This window comes from Actinomadura sp. NPDC049753 (assembly GCF_040674655.1).
Taxonomy (GTDB): Bacteria; Actinomycetota; Actinomycetes; order Streptosporangiales; family Streptosporangiaceae; genus Spirillospora; species Spirillospora verrucosospora.
Map to the genome: position 1 here is coordinate 1 of NZ_JBFARL010000082.1, position 20,722 is coordinate 20,722.

General features: G+C 72.0%; 18 protein-coding genes and 1 pseudogene. 9 read left to right on the plus strand and 10 right to left on the minus strand.

What is annotated here, in order from left to right; genetic code table 11:
* Positions 1-741 (minus strand): annotated as a pseudogene (locus AB0K37_RS21525) (amino acid transporter); the annotation flags it as partial.
* Positions 742-922: 181 nt separating this feature from the next.
* Between AB0K37_RS21525 and AB0K37_RS21530 the strand changes: the two are divergent.
* Positions 923-1,303, plus strand: a complete 381-nt coding sequence (locus AB0K37_RS21530) for a hypothetical protein (RefSeq protein WP_363983751.1) — start codon at positions 923-925, stop codon at positions 1,301-1,303.
* Between the two features lie 42 nt (positions 1,304-1,345).
* On the opposite strand, the gene AB0K37_RS21535 is transcribed toward AB0K37_RS21530, so the two are convergent.
* Positions 1,346-1,774: a hypothetical protein gene (locus tag AB0K37_RS21535; RefSeq protein ID WP_363983753.1), complete on the minus strand. Its 429-nt coding sequence runs from the start codon at positions 1,772-1,774 to the stop codon at positions 1,346-1,348.
* Positions 1,775-2,070: 296 nt separating this feature from the next.
* Between AB0K37_RS21535 and AB0K37_RS21540 the strand changes: the two genes are divergently transcribed.
* From AB0K37_RS21540 to AB0K37_RS21550, 3 genes are read left to right on the plus strand one after another with little or no spacing between them, the layout of a single operon-like run.
* Positions 2,071-3,558, plus strand: coding sequence for an FAD-dependent monooxygenase (locus AB0K37_RS21540; protein WP_363983755.1), 1,488 nt, complete (start codon positions 2,071-2,073; stop codon positions 3,556-3,558).
* Between the two features lie 16 nt (positions 3,559-3,574).
* Entirely contained in the window at positions 3,575-4,711 is a 1,137-nt protein-coding gene (locus tag AB0K37_RS21545) for a hypothetical protein (protein WP_363983757.1), read from the plus strand.
* A gap of 5 nt (positions 4,712-4,716) precedes the next feature.
* The gene (locus tag AB0K37_RS21550; protein WP_363983759.1) at positions 4,717-5,331 is read left to right on the plus strand and encodes a TetR/AcrR family transcriptional regulator; all 615 of its coding nucleotides are present in this window, start codon (positions 4,717-4,719) and stop codon (positions 5,329-5,331) included.
* Here AB0K37_RS21550 and AB0K37_RS21555 read toward each other — a convergent pair.
* Positions 5,318-6,580 (minus strand): hypothetical protein, encoded by a 1,263-nt coding sequence (locus AB0K37_RS21555; RefSeq protein ID WP_363983761.1) that lies wholly within the window; start codon positions 6,578-6,580, stop codon positions 5,318-5,320. The genes AB0K37_RS21550 and AB0K37_RS21555 overlap by 14 nt on opposite strands.
* A gap of 325 nt (positions 6,581-6,905) precedes the next feature.
* On the opposite strand from AB0K37_RS21555, the gene AB0K37_RS21560 reads away from it, so the two are divergent.
* The 3 genes from AB0K37_RS21560 to AB0K37_RS21570 are packed head-to-tail and all read left to right on the plus strand — an operon-like array spanning position 6,906 to position 9,593.
* Entirely contained in the window at positions 6,906-8,006 is a 1,101-nt protein-coding gene (locus tag AB0K37_RS21560; protein WP_363983763.1) for a dihydrodipicolinate reductase, read from the plus strand.
* Positions 8,007-8,017: 11 nt separating this feature from the next.
* Entirely contained in the window at positions 8,018-8,755 is a 738-nt protein-coding gene (locus AB0K37_RS21565) for a glucose 1-dehydrogenase (RefSeq protein WP_363983765.1), read from the plus strand.
* Positions 8,756-8,789: 34 nt separating this feature from the next.
* On the plus strand, positions 8,790-9,593 hold the full coding sequence (locus tag AB0K37_RS21570) for a class I SAM-dependent methyltransferase (RefSeq protein ID WP_363983767.1): 804 nt from the start codon (positions 8,790-8,792) through the stop codon (positions 9,591-9,593).
* Here AB0K37_RS21570 and AB0K37_RS21575 read toward each other — a convergent pair.
* From AB0K37_RS21575 to AB0K37_RS21605, 7 genes are all read right to left on the minus strand, one after another.
* Entirely contained in the window at positions 9,590-9,781 is a 192-nt protein-coding gene (locus AB0K37_RS21575; protein WP_363983769.1) for a hypothetical protein, read from the minus strand. The two genes, AB0K37_RS21570 and AB0K37_RS21575, sit on opposite strands and share 4 nt — an antisense overlap.
* On the minus strand, positions 9,778-10,032 hold the full coding sequence (locus AB0K37_RS21580; protein ID WP_363983771.1) for a hypothetical protein: 255 nt from the start codon (positions 10,030-10,032) through the stop codon (positions 9,778-9,780). Before AB0K37_RS21580 ends, AB0K37_RS21575 begins: the two co-directional genes overlap by 4 nt.
* A gap of 341 nt (positions 10,033-10,373) precedes the next feature.
* The gene (locus AB0K37_RS21585) at positions 10,374-12,527 is read right to left on the minus strand and encodes a trehalase family glycosidase (RefSeq protein WP_363983773.1); all 2,154 of its coding nucleotides are present in this window, start codon (positions 12,525-12,527) and stop codon (positions 10,374-10,376) included.
* Positions 12,528-12,529: 2 nt separating this feature from the next.
* Positions 12,530-14,542 carry a beta-galactosidase gene (locus tag AB0K37_RS21590; protein WP_363983775.1) on the minus strand — a complete coding sequence of 671 codons (2,013 nt, stop codon included), beginning with the start codon at positions 14,540-14,542 and terminating at the stop codon, positions 12,530-12,532.
* Positions 14,539-15,384 carry a carbohydrate ABC transporter permease gene (locus AB0K37_RS21595; RefSeq protein WP_363983777.1) on the minus strand — a complete coding sequence of 282 codons (846 nt, stop codon included), beginning with the start codon at positions 15,382-15,384 and terminating at the stop codon, positions 14,539-14,541. The genes AB0K37_RS21590 and AB0K37_RS21595 overlap by 4 nt, the downstream gene beginning before the upstream one ends.
* Positions 15,381-16,316, minus strand: a complete 936-nt coding sequence (locus AB0K37_RS21600; protein ID WP_363983779.1) for a sugar ABC transporter permease — start codon at positions 16,314-16,316, stop codon at positions 15,381-15,383. The genes AB0K37_RS21595 and AB0K37_RS21600 overlap by 4 nt, the downstream gene beginning before the upstream one ends.
* 16 nt (positions 16,317-16,332) lie before the next feature.
* The gene (locus AB0K37_RS21605; RefSeq protein WP_363983781.1) at positions 16,333-17,682 is read right to left on the minus strand and encodes a sugar ABC transporter substrate-binding protein; all 1,350 of its coding nucleotides are present in this window, start codon (positions 17,680-17,682) and stop codon (positions 16,333-16,335) included.
* Between the two features lie 98 nt (positions 17,683-17,780).
* On the opposite strand from AB0K37_RS21605, the gene gcvPA reads away from it, so the two are divergent.
* Together gcvPA and gcvPB are read left to right on the plus strand one after the other, a co-directional pair.
* Entirely contained in the window at positions 17,781-19,145 is a 1,365-nt protein-coding gene (gene gcvPA, locus AB0K37_RS21610) for an aminomethyl-transferring glycine dehydrogenase subunit GcvPA (protein WP_363983783.1), read from the plus strand.
* On the plus strand, positions 19,142-20,722 hold the full coding sequence (gene gcvPB / locus AB0K37_RS21615; RefSeq protein ID WP_363983785.1) for an aminomethyl-transferring glycine dehydrogenase subunit GcvPB: 1,581 nt from the start codon (positions 19,142-19,144) through the stop codon (positions 20,720-20,722). The genes gcvPA and gcvPB overlap by 4 nt, the downstream gene beginning before the upstream one ends.

Here is a 20,722-nt window from a genome sequence, read left to right on the forward strand (position 1 = left end):
GGGCATCACGAACAGCGAGACGGCGACCATCACCAGCGGGTTGGAGTGGTCGGCGGTCAGCGCGTGCCTCCAGTCGGTGACCAGTCCCGGGTCGGACGCCACCTCGACCAGGGCCGTCCCCACCACCACGACGTTCAGCACCAGGTACACCGCGACCAGGACGACCGCGATCGAGATCGCCTCGCTGAACCCCACCATGAAGACCGCGCCCAGCGCCGCGATCAGCGCCAGCGTGACCGGGATCTGCCAGCCAGCGACCGCGTCCGGGGCGAACGGGTTGTGCAGCAGGTGGGCGGTGGCGTCGGCGGCCGACAGTGTGATCGTCACGATGAACGCGGTGGCGACGAAGCCGAGCAGGAACAGCACCAGGAGCTTGCCGCGCCAGCCGGGGAGCAGCCGCTCCAGCATCGACAGCGACCCCAGCCCGTGCGGGCTCTGCCCCGCCACCGACCGGTAGACCGGCAGCGCCCCGAACAGGGTCAGCGCCACCAGCAGCAGGGTGGCGATCGGGCTCAGCGCCCCGGCCGCCAGGGCGGCGATGCCCGGCTGGTAGCCCAGCGTGGAGAAGTAGTCGACGCCGGTCAGGCACATGACCTGCCACCAGGCGTGCTGCTTGTGCGGCGCGTCCTCGTGGTGCGGCTGCTTCTTGTGCGGCCCTGGCTTGTGCCCCGGGGGGTGCAGCCCCTGGAGCAGCCATCGCCGCATCCCCGAGTCCGCCTCCGGCTTCACTGACGTTCCCATCCGGCCCCCAGGTCGGTTCACGAGCCCGCACACGATACCGGTGGCTGGGGACATCCGCGCTAGTCCTGCGCGGGTAAACGGCTGCACCGCTCGTCACAGGGCCGGGCGCCACGTGTCCACACGCGTTTCGGACCGCCGCACACCTTTTCGGATGCGTCGAGCGCCTCTAGGCTCCGCTCCTATGGAGCCTGACGCGTTCACGAGTTCTCCAGTGGTCTGGCTGGTGACCGAAGACATCCACCTCATCCGTTCGGACACCATCACCAGCATCGGGGTGACCGGCGACCAGCTCACCGTCTGGCAGGGCGACCGGGCTACGACGGTGGTGCAGGTCGGCCTCCGTCCGCAGTTCGCCGCGAAACACGCCGGAATTCTGGCCCAGCGCCTCGCCTCCGCCGCGACCGACCCGCCCCTCGATCCTGTCGGCAAGCCCTTCCCCGCCGTCTACGTGTGGCTCCACCTCGACGATGCGGCGGAGCCCCGCTGGCAGGTGAGGGTCGCGGGCGGCGGCGAGAACTCCGACCCTCCCGAGCCGCCCTTCAGCGCCGACGCGCCGGCCTGAGAACACGGCGCCGCGTCCCGGTGGTACGCCGGGACGCGGCGATCAATCGGTCTGCTTCGGGTACGTGCCCGTGCCTTTGACGTGGATGCCGTCCGGGCCCGGCGGCTTACTGAACCGGAGCGTGTAGACACCGTATTCGAGTTGCACGTTCTCGGTGATGATGAGCGGTTTCCCGTCGTCATCCTTTATCTTGCACTTGTAGTCCTTGTCGAGGACCCTTCTCGGCGGGCTGACGATGGTGTCGTATTTGTAGATCTCGAAGTAGTAGGGCTCGCCGGGGACGCCGAGGCACTGCCACTTGAAGATGTCAGTGCCCGCGTTCTGGGAGAACCTCTTGGAGTCCCACTGCTTCGCGAAGGTGACGTCGAAGGTCTTGGTGATGTTCTCGCGGCGGGCGGCCTCGGCAGACGGGGCCGCCGTCAGCACTCCTGCCGCAACGGCCGCCGTGACGAGAAAAGCGGTTTTTCGCATACGCTCCTCCTTCTGTCGCGAGCACCAGTTTCACCCGCCAGAGGAGATCATTTCATTAGGCCGAGCATTACGAACCAGTAGATTATCTATCGGCGACCAAATGAGTCTCTTAGCAGTCTTGTGCTGCAAATTTCACCGTTTATGGCTACCCGCACGCCGCGGAGCACCTCGGCGCCGGGAGGGCGGCACCGGCCGGAGCGGGCCGGTTCGTCAGGGCCGCACCCTTGCGCGGCGCCCACGGTTGGGCTGATCATACATTCACTCGTTGTGTGTATGAATGGATGGGTGGTGGCGGGATGCCGCGCGGGACGGCTGTGGTGCTCGGCGGGAGTGTGGCGGGGCTGTGCGCCGCGGGAGTGCTCGCCCGTCACTTCGAGAAGGTGGTCGTGCTGGAGCGGGACCGGCTGCCGCCGGAGGCCGAGCACCGGCGGGGCGTCCCGCAGAGCAAGCATCCGCACTTCCTCCTCAACTCCGGCCGGCGGGCGATCGGAGAGATCTTCCCCGGGTTCGAGGAGGCGCTCATCGCGGCGGGCGGGATGCACCTGATGCCGTCGATGGACGCGGCCTACTGCGAGAACGACGGCTGGGCGCCGCGCAAATCCGGCTCGATGACGATGGTGTACAGCTCCCGCGTGCTGATCGAGCGGGTCCTGCGCGACAAGGTCCGCGAGCTGCCCGTCATCGAGATCCGCGAGGGCGTGACCGTCACCGGGCTCCGCTCCACAGGCGGTCGCGTCGAGGGGGTCGAGTACGACGGCGAAGGCTGTCTGGCCGCTGACCTGGTCGTCGACGCGCTCGGTCGCGGCTCTTCGGTCGTGGACTGGCTCGGCGCGGCCGGGTGGCCCGCGCCGCCGGAGAAGACGCTCGACGCCAAGGTCACCTACACCTCGCGCTGGTACGACCTGCCCCCGGCGAGGCGGCGGCCGGAGACGTGGTGGTGGAAGCACCTGGTCATCACTCCGACCCAGGACGGCGGCGACCACCCTGCCGAGCACGAGTTCCTCAGCAACTTCTTCCCCATCGAGGGTGAGCGCGCCATCGTGTGCATGGGGTCGTGGGGCATCGAGATGCCGCGCAAGGCGGAGGCGTTCGAGGACGCGCTGGACCGTGTGCGGACACCGGTGTTCGCCCAGGCGGCCCGTGCCTGCACTCCGACCTCCGGGGTGCACCTGACCCGCTCGACCGGTAACAAGTGGCGCCGGTACGACCTGCTCAGGACGCCCCCGGTCGGGCTGGTGTGCGTCGGTGACTCGATCTGCGCCTTCAACCCCTTCTACGCCCAGGGGATGAGCTCCGCCGCCCGTTCCGCCCTCATCCTCGACGAAGTGCTGCGCGGGCGCGACACCGTCGACCTCGCGTTCATGCGCGAGTTCCTGCGCGGGCAGCGGAAGTCGCTCCAGGTGCCCTGGATGCTGGCGATGGCCCGTGACCAGGCCTACGACTTCGCGACAGGGACCGAAGTCGCCGCCGCCTGGCGCCGCAGGCTCACCGCGCGCCTGAGCTGGCCGGTCTTCAACGCCATCACCGCCGCGAGCCGCGAGGACGCCTACGTCGAGCGGACGTTCGCCCAGGTGTTCAACCTCGACAGGTCGCTCCGGCAGATGGCCGCCGATCCGCGGTTCTGGTTCGGCGTCGCGCGCTACAAGCTGCGGAAACGGCTCGGCCGCACCGTCGTGCCCCACGGGTTCGACGTCCGGAGGGATCCGCCCGGCATCGACTTCACCGGTTACACCGGCCCCCGCGGCGCCTCCCCGGCCCGCGGCGACGACCTTGTCGGCACCTGACGCCGGGAGGCGGCTCATGGGTCACACCTGCGATCCGGCGGCCGAGCGCGTCGCCGGGAAACTCGGTTTCTCCTGCCACGGCGCCGATCCCGTGGTGAGCTTCCGGAACCCGTTCGACCTGGCCGACGGCACCATGGCCGTGCTCGAACTGCTCATCGTCGGCGGCGCGGTGTTCGCCCTGGTGCACGCGTGGCGGCGGTGGCGGCGCGACGGCGACCCGGTCAACATCTCGCTGTGGTTCGCCTCGGTCGTCTACCTGGCGGTGATCGAACCGCCGCTGTACTTCCCCGGCTGGTTCGGTCTGCAGGACCACGTCGGGTTCATCTTCTCCCACAACGTGTTCACCGTGCAGTTCATGTACGACCGGCTGCCGCTGTACATCGTGGCCTTCTACCCCGCGATCTCGCAGCTCGCCTACGAGCTCGTCCGGGTGCTCGGCGTCTTCGCGCGGCGCGGGCCGCTGGCCGGCTCGGTGGCGGTCGCGTTCGCCTGCCAGGTCTTCTACGAGGTCTTCGACCAGCTCGGCCCCCAGCTGAGGTGGTGGGCGTGGAACGAGGCGAACGAGAAGATCAACCAGCCGGCGCTCGCCTCGGTGCCGATGAACAGCATGCTGCTGTTCGCCTCGGTCTCCTTCGGCGCGATGACCTACCTCGTCGTCCGCCTGGCCGGTGGACGGGACGGCCGCGGCGCCCTCACCGGAGCGCGGATCGGCTGGCGCGCCCTGGTCGCGGGCGCCGTGACGCCCCTGGCGATGATCGTCGTGAGCGCCCCCAGCGGCGCCTTCGAGGGCCGCCTCGGGGTCCAGCGGGCGATCCTCGGCGCCGAGCTCGCCGCGGTCTGGATCGCCGGCCTCCTCCTGCTCGCCGACGCCTGGCGCGCGGGGCGCGCCGGCAGGGCGGCCGGCACGGCCGTCCCGGTGGTGTCGCCGCTGTTCGCGCGGACCTATCCGGCGCTGTACCTCGGCGTCCACGTCGCCTTCTGGCTCATCGCGCTGCCCGCGTACCTCGCCTCGTCCGGCGGCTTCACCGAGCAGGGCACGCCGATCGGAAGCCTGTGGTACGCCGCGCTGTGCTCGGTCGCCGCCACCGGATTCATCGCGGCCGCGCTCCGCGCGAGCGTGTCACGGGGGACGGCGGAGCCTGTGCGATCCTAAGGCCCATGGGGCACCACGGCTGGGGAGGCCGGCCACCCGCGTCGGAGGCCGAGGCCCGGCAGCGCATCGTCGACGCGACCGTCCGCTGCATCGACAGGCACGGCGTCGCGAAGACGACGCTGTCCGACGTCGCGAACGAGCTCGGGGTGACCCGCCAGACCGTCTACCGCCACTTCGGCCGCATCAGCGACATCATCGGCGAGGTCGCGGCCCAGGGCGCCGAGTCGTTCGTCGACCGGCTGATCGCCCACCTCCAGGGCATCGGCGACCCGGCCGAGGCCGTGGTCGAAGGCATGATCTTCTGTGTGCGGACCATCCCGAACGAGCCGCGGCTGAGCCTGCTGCTCCAGCTCGACGACTCCGCCGCCTTCGGCCGCGGGGCCACCACCGCGGACGCCATCGCCTACGGCGCCGAGATGCTGCAGCGCTTCCCCGTCGACTGGGCGGCCGCCGGTGTCGGCGAGGACGAGCTCGACGGCCTCGCCGAGATCGTCATGCGCCTGCTGACCTCGCTGCTGCAGCACCCGAGCGAGCCGCCGAGGGACGAGGCGCAGATCCGCGCCGTCCTGCACCGCTGGCTGGCCCCCGCCCTGAGCGCCGGCGCCGTCAGACAGGGGTGATCGGCAGGGAGCGCCGCGGCCGGAAGGCGAAGGCGGCGCCGGTGCTGAAGCGGACGACGGCCACCTCGCCGGGCTCCGGGGCCGGGTCGTCGCGGCGGACGACGGTCAGTCGCCATTCCTCGTCGCCGGAACCGTCCGCCTCGACGTCGAGGTGGGCGTCCACGGCGCGGACGACGGCCTGGAGTGCGGTCGTCCACTCGGGTCCGCAGAGGGAGATCCAGGCGCCGTCCTCATGCGCCGGGGACGGACGGACGACGACGTTCGCGCCCTCGATGTCGGCGTCGACGTAGGCCGAAGGGTTGAGCAGGGGGTGCACCGCGAGAAGGCGGGCCGCTCCCTCCGCGTCGCGCGGCGGGTCCAGGGCGCGGGCGAGCCGCTCGGCGGCGACGCCGGCGATGCCGACGAGCTGCTTGCGGCGGATGCGGAGCAGTTCGCCGGCGTCGGCGGCCCGCTGGGCCACGGAGAGCGTGAAGGCCCGGTTGAGCAGGTGCATCTGGAGGCAGACCTCGTCGGCGATCCGTGACAGCGCGGAGCGGGAGAAGGCGGCGAAGTCGAGGTCGGAGAGCAATGGCCCGGAGTAGTCGGCGAGCCCGTCGTCGGACGGGTCGATCGGCGCGAGTTCGAGGGTCGCGGCGCGGGAGCGCTCGTTGTCGGCGAGCAGGGGGATGCCCTCGGCGTCGGGGTGGGACTCGTCGATGACCACCGTCCACGCGCAGTGGGGGTGACGGTCGGCGGGGCGGCGCGGCGGCCGGTGGATCGGCCGCACCTGGGCCTTCGGGTTGGTCGCGACCGCGGTGGCGTCGAAGGTGGGGTCCTCGATGTCGTGGCACATGGAGCGGACGTAGTCGTCGCCCATCGGCTCCACGTCCATCAGAGCGCCGCAGTGGTCGAGGTGGAACTCGCCGTGCCACCGGTCGTGGACGGTGTAGCGGAAGTCCATGAACTGCGGCGGGGCGCCGATGTCGAGCTGGAGGCCCTTGAAGATGGTCGGGACGTCGCCTTCGCCCAGCACCTCGGGGGCGTAGCCCAGGGCTCGCTGCATCCGCCTGGTGTAGATCGGGCTCGATGCCGCCCACTCCTCGATCGCGATCCGCGCCATCTCCTCCCTGCCGAACGCGGAGATGCACCACGCCATCCCGGAGCGGTCGATGAGCTGCCCGATCAGGAGCAGCTCGGGCACGACGACCGCGAGTTCTCCGCGGGTCAGGCCCGCGTACCGGCCCGGGGGCGTCGCCGGCGGGTTGGCCATCTGCGGATCTCCTTGCCTCGGCGGTCCCGCCCACCTGCGACCGGGGCGGCGGGGAGGTGTCGGCGCCGCGGCCCCAGGCCGGGCACGGCTCCGTAGCGCATGGCGTCATAGTAGAACGTGTTCCAACCAAACTGGAAGCCTGTCCGGACACCTGTCCGACTATCCGCCGACAGCGCCGGGCATTGCGACGGGATCGAGGCTCGACCTATGCTGGACATGTGTCCAGTCAGCTGACCGGCGCGGCGCGGCGAACGGCCGGAAGCGTCCGTCACCACGGCGCCCGGTAACGCGTTCTCATGACCGTCCCCTCCCGTCGAGGAGCACCATGGCCATCCGCGTCCTGCACGTGGCCACCGGCAACGTCGGCCGCATCGCCCTGGGGCAGCTGATCGAGGACCCGCGCTTCGAGCTGGCCGGACTGGTCGTCTCGAACCCCGCGAAGGTCGGGCGCGACGCCGGCGAGCTCGCCGGGCTCGACGCGGTCACCGGGGTCGCGGCCACCGCGGACCTGGAGGCGGCGCTCGCCGCGCGGCCCGACTGCACCGTCTACTGCGCGATCGGCGAGACCAGGCTGCCCGGCGCCCTCGCCGACATCGGGACGATCCTCGCCGCGGGCAGCAACGTGGTCGCCTCCTCTCCGGTGCCGCTGATCTACCCCTGGGGGCTGCTGCCGGACCGCATGATCCGTCCCGTCGAGGACGCCTGCCGGGCGGGCGGGACGAGCCTCTTCACCACCGGAGTGGACCCCGGCTGGGTGAACGACCTGCTGCCCTTCGCGATCGCGAGCACCTGCCAGCGGGTGGAGCAGGTGCGCTGCTCGGAGATCGCCGACTACGCGACCTACGACGGCGGCCCGGTCATGTTCGACTTCATGGGCTTCGGACGCCCCGTGGGGGACCTGCCGAAGATCCTGCGCCCGGGGATGCTGGCCGCGTCGTGGGGCGTCAGCCTCCGGATGCTGGCCCGGGGGTTCGGTTTCGAGCTCGACGAGATCACCGAGTGGTTCGAGCAGGAGCCGGCGCCGGAGGCGTTCGACGTGGCCGCCGGGCACATCCCCGCCGGCGGGATGGCGGCCGTCCGGTTCCGGATCAGCGGCGTCGCCGGCGGCAGGGAGGTCCTCGTCATCGACCACACGACCCGGCTGCGCGGCGACCTGCGGCCGGACTGGCCGCAGCCGGCGCAGGACGGCGGCTCCTACCGGGTCGAGATCGTCGGGGAGCCCTCCTACCGCGTCGACGTCTGCCCGACCAGCGCCAAGGGGGACCACAACTACGCCGCGATCGCCGCGGGCGCCGGGCGGATCGTCAACGCGATCCCCGACGTCGTCGCGGCGCCGCCGGGGCTGCGGACGCCGCTCGACCTGCCTTTCACCACCGCCCGCGGCGTCTTCGCCGCGGCGCTGACCGACCGGGGCACCGGCAGATAGGGACGGCGACCATGGGACGTGTGGACGGGAAGACCGCTCTGATCAGCGGCGGGGCCCGCGGCATCGGCGCGGCGAGCGCCCGGGCCCTGGCCGCCGAGGGCGCCAGGGTCGTCATCGGCGACATCCTCGACGACGAGGGCAGGGCGGTCGCGGACGAGCTGGGCGACGCGGGACGCTACGTGCACCTCGACGTGACCAGCGAGGACGACTGGGCGGCCGCCGTCGAGACCACCGTCGCCGAGTTCGGCGCGCTGAACGTGCTGTTCAACAACGCGGGGATCGCCAACGGCGCGGCCGTCAACCGGTTCAGGCCGGAGAAGTGGCGGCAGATCATCGACGTCAACCTCACCGGTCCGTTCCTCGGCATCCGCGCGGCCACCGACGCGCTGATCGCCGCCGGAGGCGGTTCGATCATCAACAACTCCTCCATCGAGGGCCTGCGCGGCACCTCCTGGGCGCACGGCTACGTGGCCTCGAAGTGGGGGCTGCGGGGCCTGACCAAGTCGGTCGCCGTGGAGCTCGCCCCGCACGGCGTCCGGGTCAACTCGCTGCATCCCGGCCTGATCCGGACGCCGCTCACCGAAGGCATCCCGGACGACATGGTCCCGATCCCCCTCGGACGCCCCGGCCTGCCGGAGGACGTCGCCTCCTTCGTCGTCTTCCTCGCCAGCGACGAGTCGTCCTTCGCCACCGGATCGGAGTTCGTCATCGACGGAGGGACCGTGCAGCAGATCCCCCACAAGGGCTGACCGCCGCCGGCCCGGCCGTGGTAGGGAGACTGCCGTGCGAGACTCCGCGAAAGACCACGGGACGGGCCCCACCGACTACGACGCCGAACTGCGGCTGCACGACCGGGTCCTGCGCCGGGCGGCCGCCGTCCGGCGCCACGACCACGTCCTCGACATCGGATGCGGTTCCGGGCACACGACCAGGCAGGCCGCGCGCACGGCCCAGGCGGGCAGCGCGTTCGGGGTCGACGTCTCCGCGCCCGCCATCGAGCGCGCCCGCGAGCTGGCGCGGGCCGAGGGCGTCGGCAACGTCGCCTTCGAGCACGCCGACGCGCAGGTCCACCGCTTCCCGCCCGAGCGCTTCGACGTGGCGATCAGCAGGTTCGGCACGATGTTCTTCGACGACCCGGTCGCGGCGTTCGCCAACATCGGGCGGGGGCTGCGCCCGGCCGGACGCCTGGTGACGATGGTGTGGCAGCCCGCCGAACGCAACGAATGGGAGGTCGCCATCCGCCCGGCCCTCGCCGGGGCCGGGCACGCGGAGGCCGCCGCTCCCTCCGGACCGGACGCGTTCTCTCTCGGCGACCCGGAGACCGTCGAGCGGATCCTCGGCGCCGCGGGCTTCGCCGACATCGCCTTCACCGACGTCCACGAGCCCGTCTACTACGGGCCGGACGTGGACGCCGCCCTCGACTGGATCCGCGGTTTCGCCTCCACGCGCGAGGCGCTTCAACGGCTGGACCCGGCCGCCTCGGCGCGTGCGGTCGCCCGCCTGCGCGAAACGCTCTCAGCTCACCTCGACGACGACGGTGTCCGGTTCGATTCGCGCGCGTGGATCATCACAGCGCGCCGGCTCTAGTCCCTGCCCGGCAGGACGGCCTTCGCGTTCCCGCTGTGCCGCACCCAGTAGGTGATGGCCATGTCGCACCAGGACGCACGAAGGTATGCGTCGCCGTGCCTGGACGCGTTCTCCCGGGTGATGGCGTTCGGACGCCCGGACATTCCGAGCGTCCTGCGGGCCTCGGCGACCATCTTCGCCGCGGTCACCGCCCGCCCTCCTCGTGGGCCGGCGGACCGCGGAAGATCCCGTCGCGGTCGGGCGGGCCGTAGAGCCGTTCGAGGACCTCCTGCTCGTCGGGCTCGGTGGCGGCGTGCACGTCGGGGTGGGCGTCCACCTCGTCCATGTGCTCGATCTCCTGGTCCACGCTGTCCTCCTGGTCGTGCGCGCTCGTCCGGCTTCCGCGGCCGGCGGCGGCCTGGTGCCGCCCGTCCGGGCACGGCTCGTCGCGCGGGATCACGGAGGGATCGCTGAAGGGCGCGCCGCCGCGGGGCGCCCGGCGGCGGTTCCGGCGGACCGGGGGCGCGGCCGGGCGTGCTCGGCCTTTCCGACCGCCCAATCGGAAACGCCGAGACCGACGAGCCGAAAGGCGCGGTCGGCAGGAAACCGTCACCAAGCAGTATGTCCGCAGAACGCAGTGTCTTTATCCAGCCGAATGGCAAGGGCCCTGTCGCCCGGCGTTCCTCTTCCTGTACCGGGCGATGCGCTCGGCGGCCCAGGCCGGAATGCGCCAGTTCCCCGGCCCCTCGTGACCGGGACGGCCCGATAGGGCGGTCCCGGTCACGGCGGAGCGGCTCGGCGTCAGTCCAGGGCCAGCAGCAACGCGGCGGACCAGCTGAAGTTGGTCGAGTTCAGCGGGGCTCCCGTCAGGGGGTTGTAGTTCTCCATGATCGGTGCGTCTCCGAGCAGGCCGGACGCCGAGCCGCGCAGGCGGTCGGCGAGGGCGGACGCGTCGGCGCGGTAGCCGTACCTCCGCAGGCCCTCCAGGGAGAAGTACGCCTGGTCGAGCCAGACGGGGCCGCGCCAGTACTTCTCCGGGGCGAAGTACGGCGAGCTCTTCGCCACCGTCGCGAACGGCATCGGGGTGGCGAACTCCTCCGGGTCGGTCAGCCGGCCGCGGACGGCGGCCGCCTGGGGTCCGGTCGCCACGCCCGCCCACAGCGGGATTGCTCCCTCGATGCCGCGGCCCCGGTCGGTGAGGCGCCGGCCCGTCGCGAGGTCGGTGTCGTAGAAGTAGCCGGTCGCCGGGTCGTACATCGCCGTGCGGATCGCGGCGGTGAGCGTCCGCGCCTGGGCGGTCAGGCGGCGGGACGCCGCCCGGTCGCCGAGGCGCTCCGCGATCGCCGCGAGGTGGCCCTTCTCGGCGGCGAGGTAGGAGTTGAGGTCGACGGACTCCTGGTTCAGCGAGTAGCCCACGACCCGTCCGGCGGCGTCCCGGTTCTCGACGGCGGTGGTGCCGAGCGCGGCGTCGAAGCGCGGGGCGTTGTCCATGCCGCTCTCCCAGGCGGCGGCCTGCCGGCGGGCCTCCGGGGTGTCGTTGGCCGGGTCGACGGTCGCGCCGTACTCGGCGAGGCCGTCGTGGTCGTGGTCCCGGGTGCGGTACCACCAGTCGTGGTAGGCGACCAGCTTCGGGTACATCTCGCGCAGGAACCGGACGTCGCCGCTGCGCTTGTAGGTCTCCCAGACCGCCCAGGCGGCCAGCGGCGGCTTGGTGTTGCGCTCGTTCCAGTTGCCGCCGCCGCGGGCGGGGTCGTTGTAGAAGAGGCAGTCGGGGATCATGCCGGCGTCCTGCGGCCGGTCACGCGAGTCCGCGGTGATCTGGTGGTCGAACATCGACCTGATCTGCGACTGGGCGAGCGCCGGGTCGAAGCCGGCCACGCCGACCGCCTGCTTCCAGGTGTCCCAGGCCCAGAAGCCGCCGGTGAACCACTTGTAGGAGATGGACGGCGTGATGCCGCCGTGGTCGAGCCTCCCGGCCGGGCCGCGCCAGTTGGTGACGAGGGTTTCGAGCGCCTTGACCGCGAGCCGCCGCCGTCCCGCGGGCACGTCGGCGGTGACGGCGGCGACGTACCGGCGCCAGCGGGCGTCGGTGTCGCCGATCGCCCTGCCGGGGCGGCGCAGCAGGTCGCGCACGGCCGCGGCCTCCCGCTCGCGTTCGGCCGCGGTGAAGGTGTAGGTCTCGGTCCAGGTCAGCGCGGACGAGCCGCGCGGCGCGAGGGTGAGCGGGCGCGCCAGGTCGGTCCGGTAGGAGTCGCCGGCGACGGTGGTGCGGACGGGGTCGGCGTGGGTCACCTCGAACCGTTCGGTGCCGTCGGTGAGGTAGTCCCACTGCTCGCGGACGCGGGCGAAGCCGACCGCGACGCCGCGCGCCGTGGCGTGCAGGGACGGCGCGCTCCTCATCGGCTCGTCGTCCGGGCGCAGGAGCGAACCGCTCCAGCCGACCTCCACCGTCCTCGGGCGGCTGCCGGTGTTGGCGATGGAGGCGCGGACGAGCGCGCTGTGCCCGGAGGCGAAGCGCAGTTCGAGGGTGAGCCGGAGTCCCGGCAGGTCGTAGACCTGGCGCAGCATTCCGGGGAGGGCGGTGAGCCGGGGCGCGCCGGCGGCGGCGAGGTCGAGGTCCCGGCCGTCAGCGCGCAGCCGGATCCGGCTGAACGCCTTGCTCAGCCACCACGGGTACTCCTGGGCGATGTAGAGCGGCCCGGAGAACCCGCCGTACGCGTCCTTGTCCCCCGGCCGCGGCAGGGCGTAGGCGTGCCACGCGCCGCGGTCGCTGAAGACGTTGACCTCGTTGACCTCCGCGGGCAGCGCGTTGGTCGGGACGCCGTGCAGGTCGAGCACGTCGGCGTAGCCCTCCGGCCCCGCCTTCCGCTCGGCGGCGGAGGACGCCGGCACGGCGGTGACGAGGAGGGCGGAGCCGAGCGTCAGCCCGGCCAGGGCGTGGAGCGGTCGTCGCATGATCACCTTTCGGGGTGGGGGTGGGTCGTCCTGAGCACCGCCGCCCCGAGCGGGGGCAGCCGCAGCGTGTCCCGCACAGCGGCGCCGGACAGGAGGTCGACGCCGTCCGGGACGGGCACGTCCGTCTCGGCGTCGCGGTGGTTGAGCAGGAAGAGGTAGGACGCGGCGGGCCCGTCGCGGCGGGTGGCCTCGACACCGTCCGGGACGGCGTGCACCGGGCGGACGCCCGCGTCGGCGAACGCCTCGTCCAGCACGAGCCCGATGCCGTCGCCCAGGTGGCAGCTCACGTACCAGGCCCGCCCGGCGCCGTGCGCGTTGCGGGTGACCGCCGGGCGGCCGGCGAGCGCCCCGGATCCGTACGCGGCCGCGGTCTCGGCCCCGGCGGTCTCCAGCCATTCGCTCCACAGCGTCGCCGGGACCGTGCGGTCGCCGAACGCCACCTCGACGGACGCGTCGTCCGGGACGGGCCAGAACTCGTCGACGACGACTCCGAGCACGTCCCGGAGCGGCGCCGGATAGCCGCCGAGATGCACATGGTCGTGCTCGTCGACGATGCCGCTGAAGAAGCCGCAGACGAGCCGGCCGCCGTCCGCGACGTACGAGCCGAGCCAGGCGGCCGTCTCGTCGCTCGCCATGTAGAGGTTGGGCAGCAGCACGAGCCGGTACGGCGCCAGGTCCGCGCCGCGGGGGACGAAGTCGACGGCCGCGTTGCGGGCGTGCGCCGCGCCGTACCAGGACAGCACGAGGTCCTGGAGCCGGAGCCGGGACGAGGGGTGGTCGTCGAGTTCCAGCGCCCACCAGGAGTCCCAGTCCAGGACGATCGCGACGTCCGCCGTGGTGCGTGTGCCGGCGACCTCGGCGAGCCGGGCGAGCTCGCGCCCGATGCGCACCGTCCGGTCCCACTGCGGGGAGCCGGTGCCGCGATGCGGGAGGAGCGCGCTGTGGAACTTCTCCGCCCCGGCGCGCGACGCCCGCCACTGGAAGTGCAGCACGCCGTCCGCTCCGCGCGCCACCGCCTGGAAGGACCACAGCCGTCCCAACGCGGGCGGCTTCGGCACGTTGACCGGACGCCAGCTCACCGCCGACGGCGCCTGCTCCATGAGCAGCCACGGCCGGCCGCCCTTCAGCGAGCGCATCAGGTCGAAGTTCATCGCGGCGTTCACGTGCGCCGCCGGGTCGGCCGGGTCGGGGTAGGCGTCGTCGGACACGACGTCCTCGTGCGCCGCCCACTTCCAGTAGTCCAGCGGCTTGAACATCGACATGAAGTTCGTCGTCACCGGGAGGCCCCCGCCGTCCTCGTCCAGGACGGCCTTCTCCGCCAGGTAGCAGCCGAGCAGGGCGTCCGAGCAGAACCGGCGCCAGTCGAGCATCTGGGTCGGGTTCACCGGTCCGGGCGCGGTGCGCGGCGGCTCGATCTCCTCCCACCGGCCGTAGCGCTGCGACCAGAAGTCGGTCGCCCAGGCGCGGTTCAGCTCCGCGACATCGCCGTACCTCTCCCGCAGCCAGGACCGGAAGTCCGCCGCCGACGCGGCGCAGAAGCACTCGGTCACGTGATCGCCGTACTCGTTGTGGACGTGCCACAGCACGACCGCCGGATGGGCGCGGTAGCGCCGGGCGATCATCCGGGCCAGCCGCGTCGCCGATTCCCGGTAGACCGGGGAGGACGGGCAGTAGTGCTGGCGGGAACCGAACTCCAGCCGGACGCCGTCCGCCGTGACGGGCAGGATCTCCGGGTGGCGGCGCACCAGCCAGGCGGGCGGCGACGCGGTGGCCGTGGCTAGATCGGCGGCGATCCCGTGCTCGGCGAGCAGGTCGAGCAGCCGGTCGAGCCACCCGAAGTCCCAGGCGTCCGGGCCCGGTTGCAGCCGCGCCCACGAGAACACGCCGACCGTCACCAGGTTGACCCCGGCCTCGTTCATCAGCCGGACGTCCTCCGCCCAGACCTCCTCGGGCCACTGCTCGGGGTTGTAGTCCCCGCCGTAGAGCAGCCCCGGCACCCGAATAGCCGCTTTCATCCCTTGACCGCCCCTCCCAAGAGCCCGGACACGAACTGCTTCTGGAACAGGAAGAAGATCAACATCAGGGGGAGGGTCGCCAGGAAGGAGCCGAGGATCAGCCCGGAGTAGTCGACGCGGCTCTGCCCGATGAGCGTGTACAGCGCGACCGGCGCGGTGTACTTGTCCTCGGTGTTCAGCATCAGCAGCGGCCACAGGAAGGCGTTCCACTGCGTCATGAAGGTGAAGATGACCAGTGCGCCGAACTGGGGCCGGACCACCGGGAGGACGACCTGGTAGAAGATGCGCAGGTCGCCCGCGCCGTCCATGCGGGCCGACTCGATCAGCTCGTCCGGGAAGGCGAGGAACGCCTGGCGCATGAGGAAGATGCCGAACGAGTTGGCCAGGAACGGCAGGATGACCGCCTGGTAGGTGTCGACCCACCCGAGGCTCGCCATCATCTGGAACAGCGGGACGAGCAGCACCTGGAACGGGATCATCATGGTCGCCAGGACGGCGCCGAGCAGCAGCCGGCGTCCCCGGAACCGGTACTTGGCCAGCGCGTACCCGCACATGGCGGAGATCAGCGAGCTGAGCACCGTGTAGACGACGGCGACGCCCGCGCTGTTGAGCATGACGCGGCTGAAGCCGATCGTGTGCTCCAGTTCCACCAGGTTGTGCAGGAACCGCCCGCCCGGGAGGAACGGCGGCGGGGACGCGAACAGCTCGGAGTCGTCGCGGGTGGAGGCGACCACCATCCAGTAGAACGGCGCCGCGCTGATCAGCGCGCCCGCCAGGAGCAGCAGCAGGGCGAGCGCGCGGCCCGCGCGGAAGCGGCCCCTTCCTTCGGCGGCCTGGCTCACCGCGACCTCTCCTTCCCGAAGAAGCGGAACTGGGCGTAGGAGATCAGCCCGATGATCGCGACGACGACCCAGGAGATGGCGGCCGCGTAGCCGAAGTCGAGCTGCTCGAAGCCCACCTTGTAGAGGTAGAGGACGGGCGTGGTCGTGGCGTTGCCCGGTCCGCCGCCGGTCAGGACGTAGTTCTCGTCGAAGAGCTGGAGCGTTCCGATCGTCGAGGTCACCGAGCAGAACAGGATGACGGGACGCAGCTGCGGCATGACCACCCGGACGAACGTGGTGAGGGGCCCGGCGCCGTCGATGGCCGCCGCCTCGTACTGCTCCCGGGCGATCGACTGGAGCCCGGCCAGCAGGATGACCGCGTTGTAGCCCGTCCACCGCCAGGTGATCGAGCCGATCAGCGCCAGCCGCGCCCAGCCGGGCCCGTTCAGCCAGTCGACGTCGGGCAGGCCCACCGCGCCGAGCATCTGGTTGACCAGGCCGCCGTCGGTCTTGAGCAGGACGCGGAACACCACCGAGTAGGCGACCAGCATCGTGACGGCGGGCAGGAAGTAGGCGATGCGGAAGCCCGCGCGCAGCCGCAGCCAGGACTGGTTCAGCCCGAACGCCAGCAGCAGCGCCAGCCCGATCATGACCGGGACCTGGACGACGAGGATCAGCCCGGTGTTGCGCAGCGCGGCCCAGAAGACGGGGTCCGCCGCCATACGGCGGTACTGGGCCAGCCCGACCCAGGTCGTCACGCCGTCGCGGTCGGCGGTGAAGCTCTGGTAGAGGCCGGCCAGGAGCGGATAGGCGAAGAAGAGCGCCAGCAGCGCCGCCGCCGGGCCCGCGAACGTCCACGGCGTGGTCCGGCGGCGCCAGCGCTCCCGCCACCGGGGCGGCGCGTCCCGGACCGCGCGGGCGGGGCCGCCCCGCGCGGGCTTCCGTTTCGTCACGTCGACGACCACGGCGTCACTCGGCGATCGACCGGCCGGTCGCGGCGGCGATCTGCTTGGCCGCCGAGTCCAGGGCCTTCGCCGGGTCGTCGCCGTGCAGCACGATGCCGGAGACGGTGCGGTTGACGACGTCCCTCGCCTTCGGGCCGTCCTTGGAGACCTCGATCGGGGGCACCTTGTCCGCGAGGTCGGCGAACGTCGCGAAGACGGGCCGGCCGCCGTAGTAGGGCTGCGGCGCGGTGACGAACGGGTCCTTCAGCGCGGGCAGGTAGGCGGGGAACAGGCCCTCGTTCTTCAGCATGGACACCTGGTTGGCGGTGTCCGCGAGGGCGAACTCGATGAACGCCCACGCCGCCCGCGCGTTCGCGCTGTGGCCGCTGACGGCGAGGGTCGACCCTCCGTCGTTGGACGTCCGCACCCCGCCCTGGTCGAACGCCGGGAGGGGCACGACGCCGAACTTCCCCTTGAGTTCGGGCATCTCGTCGGTGAGGGTGCCCGACCACCACACCGCGTACGGGGTGGTGGCGACCTTGCCCGCCTTGGTCGCCGAGACGAGGCCGTCCCAGCCCTTCTCGAAGGCGACGAGGTCCTTGTCGGCGAGCGTCTTGAGCAGCGTCGCGGCGCGGACGGCCCGCGGGTCCGACACGGCGATCCTCCCGCCGCGCACGTAGCCCTGGCCCTGCTGCTGGAGCAGCATCGGGAACATGCTGTCCTCCTGCGGGTCCATGACGAGGAGCTTCTTGCCGGTCGCCGCCTTGATCCGCTCGCCGGCGCGGACGTAGTCGTCCCACGTCGCGATGCTCGCCGGGTCGACGCCGGCCTCCTCGAACATGTCGGCGCGGTAGTAGAGGGCGCAGGGCCCGCCGTCCCAGGGCAGGGCGAAGACCTTGCCGCGCTCGTCGGTGACGTCCTTCCAGGCCGCGCGGGCGAACTCGGCCCGGTGCGCGCCGGCGAGCGGGGTCAGGTCGTACAGCCCGCCGGGGAAGGCGCCGATGTAGCCGGGGAGCCGGGTGCCCTCGATGGTGAGGACGTCGGGCAGGCCCTTCCCCGCCTTCATCCCCACGGTGATCTTGTCGTAGGCGTTGTCGTAGCCGATGTCGACGACGTCGACGCTCGTCCCGGGATGGCGCTGCTCGAAGGCCGGGGCGAGCCGCTTGAGCGCCTTGGCCGCGACGTCCCACGACCAGACGGCGATCCTTCCTTCGATCTTGGCCTGGGCGCCCGCGCTGAGCGCCGGCCCCGCCTTCCGGGCGCCGCCTCCGGTGGCGCACGCGCTCGTTCCGAGCAGCGCCGAGACGGCTCCGGCGACTCCGGCGGTCAGGACGGTCCGGCGTCCGATGGCCGCCCGTCCGGGGTTGGTCGCCATCTTGCCTCCCCAAGGGATTCGGGATAATGCTGTATACAGCACACTGCATCCTGTGTTCTCGTCAAGAGGGTGAGGCAAGGAATGTGAAGGAGAGCGAGATGAACGCGCACCCCTACATCCCGAACTCGGTGCCCGAGGTGAAGCGGGAGATGCTGGCGGCGATCGGCGCGCGGAGCGTCGAGGACTTCTACGCGGACGTGCCCGGCCGCATCCGGCTGGACCGCCCGCTGGACCTGCCCCCGCCGATGCGCTCCGAGGCCGAGCTGGTCCGGCACGTCGGCGGGCTGCTGGCGCGCAACACCAGCGCCCAGGAGGCGCTCAGCTTCCTCGGCGCCGGCTGCTACCACCACCACGTGCCCGCGGTCGTCGACGAGGTGGTCAACCGGAGCGAGTTCCTCACCGCCTACGCGGGCGAGCCGTACGAGGACCACGGCCGCTTCCAGGCGCTCTGGGAGTACCAGTCGCTGATGGGCGAGCTGCTGGAGATGGACGTCGTGAGCGTGCCGGTGTACGACGGCTTCCAGGCCGCGGGCACCGCGCTGCGCATGGCGGGACGGATCACCGGCCACCGGAGGCTGCTGCTGGTGACGGCCGTCGCCCCCGACAAGCTGTCCAAGATCGAGGACTACGTCCGTCCCGATCACGACGTGGTCCTCGTGCCGGTGGACCCCGCCACCGGGCTGGCCGACCCGGCCGCGGTGCGGGCGGAGCTGGCGGCGGGGGACGTCGCGGCGGTGTTCGCCGAGGCGCCCTCGGCGTCCGGGATCCTCGACCCCGCCCTCCCGTCGCTGGCCGAGATCGCGCACGAGGCCGGGGCCCAGTACGTCGTGGGCTGCAACCCGATCTCGCTGGGAGCGGTGACCCCGCCCGCGGCCTACGGCGCCGACATCGTCTGCGGCGACATCCAGCCTCTCGGGCTGCCCATGAGCTACGGCGGGATGAACGGGGGCTTCGTCGCGACGCGGGACGAGGAACTCTACGTGGGCGAGTTCCCCTCCCGTCTGTTCGGCCTCGCGCCCACCAGCGTCGAGGGCGAGTACGGTTTCGGCGACGTCGCCTACGAGCGCACCTCCTTCGCCCTCCGCGAGGAGGGAAAGGAGTGGGTGGGCACGGCCGCCGCGCTGAACGGCATCGCCGCCGGGGTCTACCTGGCGCTGATGGGGCCGCAGGGCATGCGCGAGGTCGCCGAGACGATCCTGGCGAACACCCGGTACGCGCTGGACCGGCTGGCCGAGGTGCCCGGCGTGGAGACCCCCTACGCGGACGCCCCCCACTTCGCCGACTTCACGCTCCGCTTCACCGGCTCGCGGACCGCCGCCGAGATCGGCGAGGCGCTGCTGGAGCACGGGATCTTCGGCGGCAAGGTCCTGTCCGGGACCGACGCCCTGTACTGCGTCACCGAGATCCACACCAAGGACGACATCGACCGGCTGGCCGAGACCCTCCAGGAGATCGCCAAGTGAAGACGGGCCCGACCCCCTCCCCCCTCTCCCCCGCCGACGCGAAGATCGGCCCGAAGCCCCCGCTGCGCCGGTTCCACCAGGCCCGGTGGGACGAGCCGCTGCTGTTCGAGCTGGGCTCCCCCGGCGAACGCGGCGTGCTGCCCCCGCTCCCGGAGGCGCCCGCGGACGTCGTCCTCCCGGACGGGCTGCGCCGCACCGCGCCGCCCGCGCTGCCGGAGCTGTCGCAGCCGCAGGTGCTGCGGCACTACCTGCGGCTGTCCCAGGAGAACCTCGGCGCCGACTTCAACGTCGACGTGGGCCAGGGCACCTGCACCATGAAGTACAGCCCCAAGGTCAACGACCGGTTCGTCCGCGACCCGAAGGTGGCCGGGCTGCACCCGCTGCAGGACGAGCGGACGGTGCAGGGCGTCCTGGAGATCATGTACCGGCTGGAGGGGCTGCTGCGGGAGGTCTCCGGCATGGACCGGTTCACCCTCCAACCGGGCGCCGGCTCCGCCGCGATCTACACCAACGTCGCGATGATCCGCGCCTACTTCGCGGCGCGCGGGGAGGCCGAGACCCGCGACGAGGTCATCACGACGATCTTCTCGCACCCGTCCAACGCGGCGTGCGCGAAGACGGCCGGGTTCAAGGTCATCACCCTGTACCCCGACGCCGACGGCTACCCCGACATCGAGGCGCTCAAGCAGGCCGTCGGCCCCCGCACCGCGGCCCTGCTCATCACCAACCCCGAGGACACCGGGCTGTTCAACCCGCGGATCGAGGAGTTCGTCCGGATCGTGCACGAGGCCGGCGGGCTGTGCGCCTACGACCAGGCCAACGCCAACGGCATCCTCGGCATCACCCGCGCCCGCGACACCGGGTTCGACCTGTGCCACTTCAACCTGCACAAGACGTTCTCCACGCCGCACGCCTGCGGCGGGCCCGCCGCGGGCGCCTGCGGCGTGACCGCGGAGCTCGCCCCCTACCTGCCGACGCCGACCGTCGAGTTCGACGGCACCCGCTACCGCCTGGACGACGACCGGCCCGAGTCGATCGGGAAGATCCGGCCGTTCTACGGCGTCGTGCCCAACCTGGTGCGCGCCTACGCCTGGATCATGTCACTGGGCGGCGCGGGGCTGCGCGAGGCCGCGGAGGTGGCCGTCCTCAACAACAACTACCTGATGGCGAAGGTGCTCCAGATCCGCGGGGCGTCGGTGCCGTACGCGCCGGGACGCCCCCGGGTCGAGCAGGTCCGCTACAGCTGGGAGCGGCTCGCCGAGGAGACCGGCGTGCACAGCGAGGACATCGGCATCCGCGCGGCCGACTTCGGCACCCACTACTGGACGAGCCACCACCCCTACATCGTCCCCGAGCCGATGACGCTGGAGCCGACCGAGTCCTACTCCCGGGCCGAGCTGGACGAGTACGCCGCCATCCTCGCCGAGGTCGCCCGCGAGGCCTACGAGGACCCCGAGACCGTCCGGACCGCGCCGCACCGCTCCACCGTGCACCGCGCCCGCCAGGACGTCCTGGACGACCCGGCCACCTGGGCGGTCACCTGGCGCGCGTACCGCCGGAAGATCCTCGGGGAATGA

Bases quoted from the DNA above. Each gene is read 5' to 3' on its own strand.
- AB0K37_RS21530 (WP_363983751.1), top strand. From the start codon at position 923: ATGGAGCCTGACGCGTTCACGAGTTCTCCAGTGGTCTGGCTGGTGACC.
- AB0K37_RS21535 (WP_363983753.1), bottom strand. From the start codon at position 1,774: ATGCGAAAAACCGCTTTTCTCGTCACGGCGGCCGTTGCGGCAGGAGTG.
- AB0K37_RS21540 (WP_363983755.1), top strand. From the start codon at position 2,071: ATGCCGCGCGGGACGGCTGTGGTGCTCGGCGGGAGTGTGGCGGGGCTG.
- AB0K37_RS21545 (WP_363983757.1), top strand. From the start codon at position 3,575: ATGGGTCACACCTGCGATCCGGCGGCCGAGCGCGTCGCCGGGAAACTC.
- AB0K37_RS21550 (WP_363983759.1), top strand. From the start codon at position 4,717: ATGGGGCACCACGGCTGGGGAGGCCGGCCACCCGCGTCGGAGGCCGAG.
- AB0K37_RS21555 (WP_363983761.1), bottom strand. From the start codon at position 6,580: ATGGCCAACCCGCCGGCGACGCCCCCGGGCCGGTACGCGGGCCTGACC.
- AB0K37_RS21560 (WP_363983763.1), top strand. From the start codon at position 6,906: ATGGCCATCCGCGTCCTGCACGTGGCCACCGGCAACGTCGGCCGCATC.
- AB0K37_RS21565 (WP_363983765.1), top strand. From the start codon at position 8,018: ATGGGACGTGTGGACGGGAAGACCGCTCTGATCAGCGGCGGGGCCCGC.
- AB0K37_RS21585 (WP_363983773.1), bottom strand. From the start codon at position 12,527: ATGCGACGACCGCTCCACGCCCTGGCCGGGCTGACGCTCGGCTCCGCC.
- AB0K37_RS21590 (WP_363983775.1), bottom strand. From the start codon at position 14,542: ATGAAAGCGGCTATTCGGGTGCCGGGGCTGCTCTACGGCGGGGACTAC.
- AB0K37_RS21605 (WP_363983781.1), bottom strand. From the start codon at position 17,682: ATGGCGACCAACCCCGGACGGGCGGCCATCGGACGCCGGACCGTCCTG.
- gcvPA (WP_363983783.1), top strand. From the start codon at position 17,781: ATGAACGCGCACCCCTACATCCCGAACTCGGTGCCCGAGGTGAAGCGG.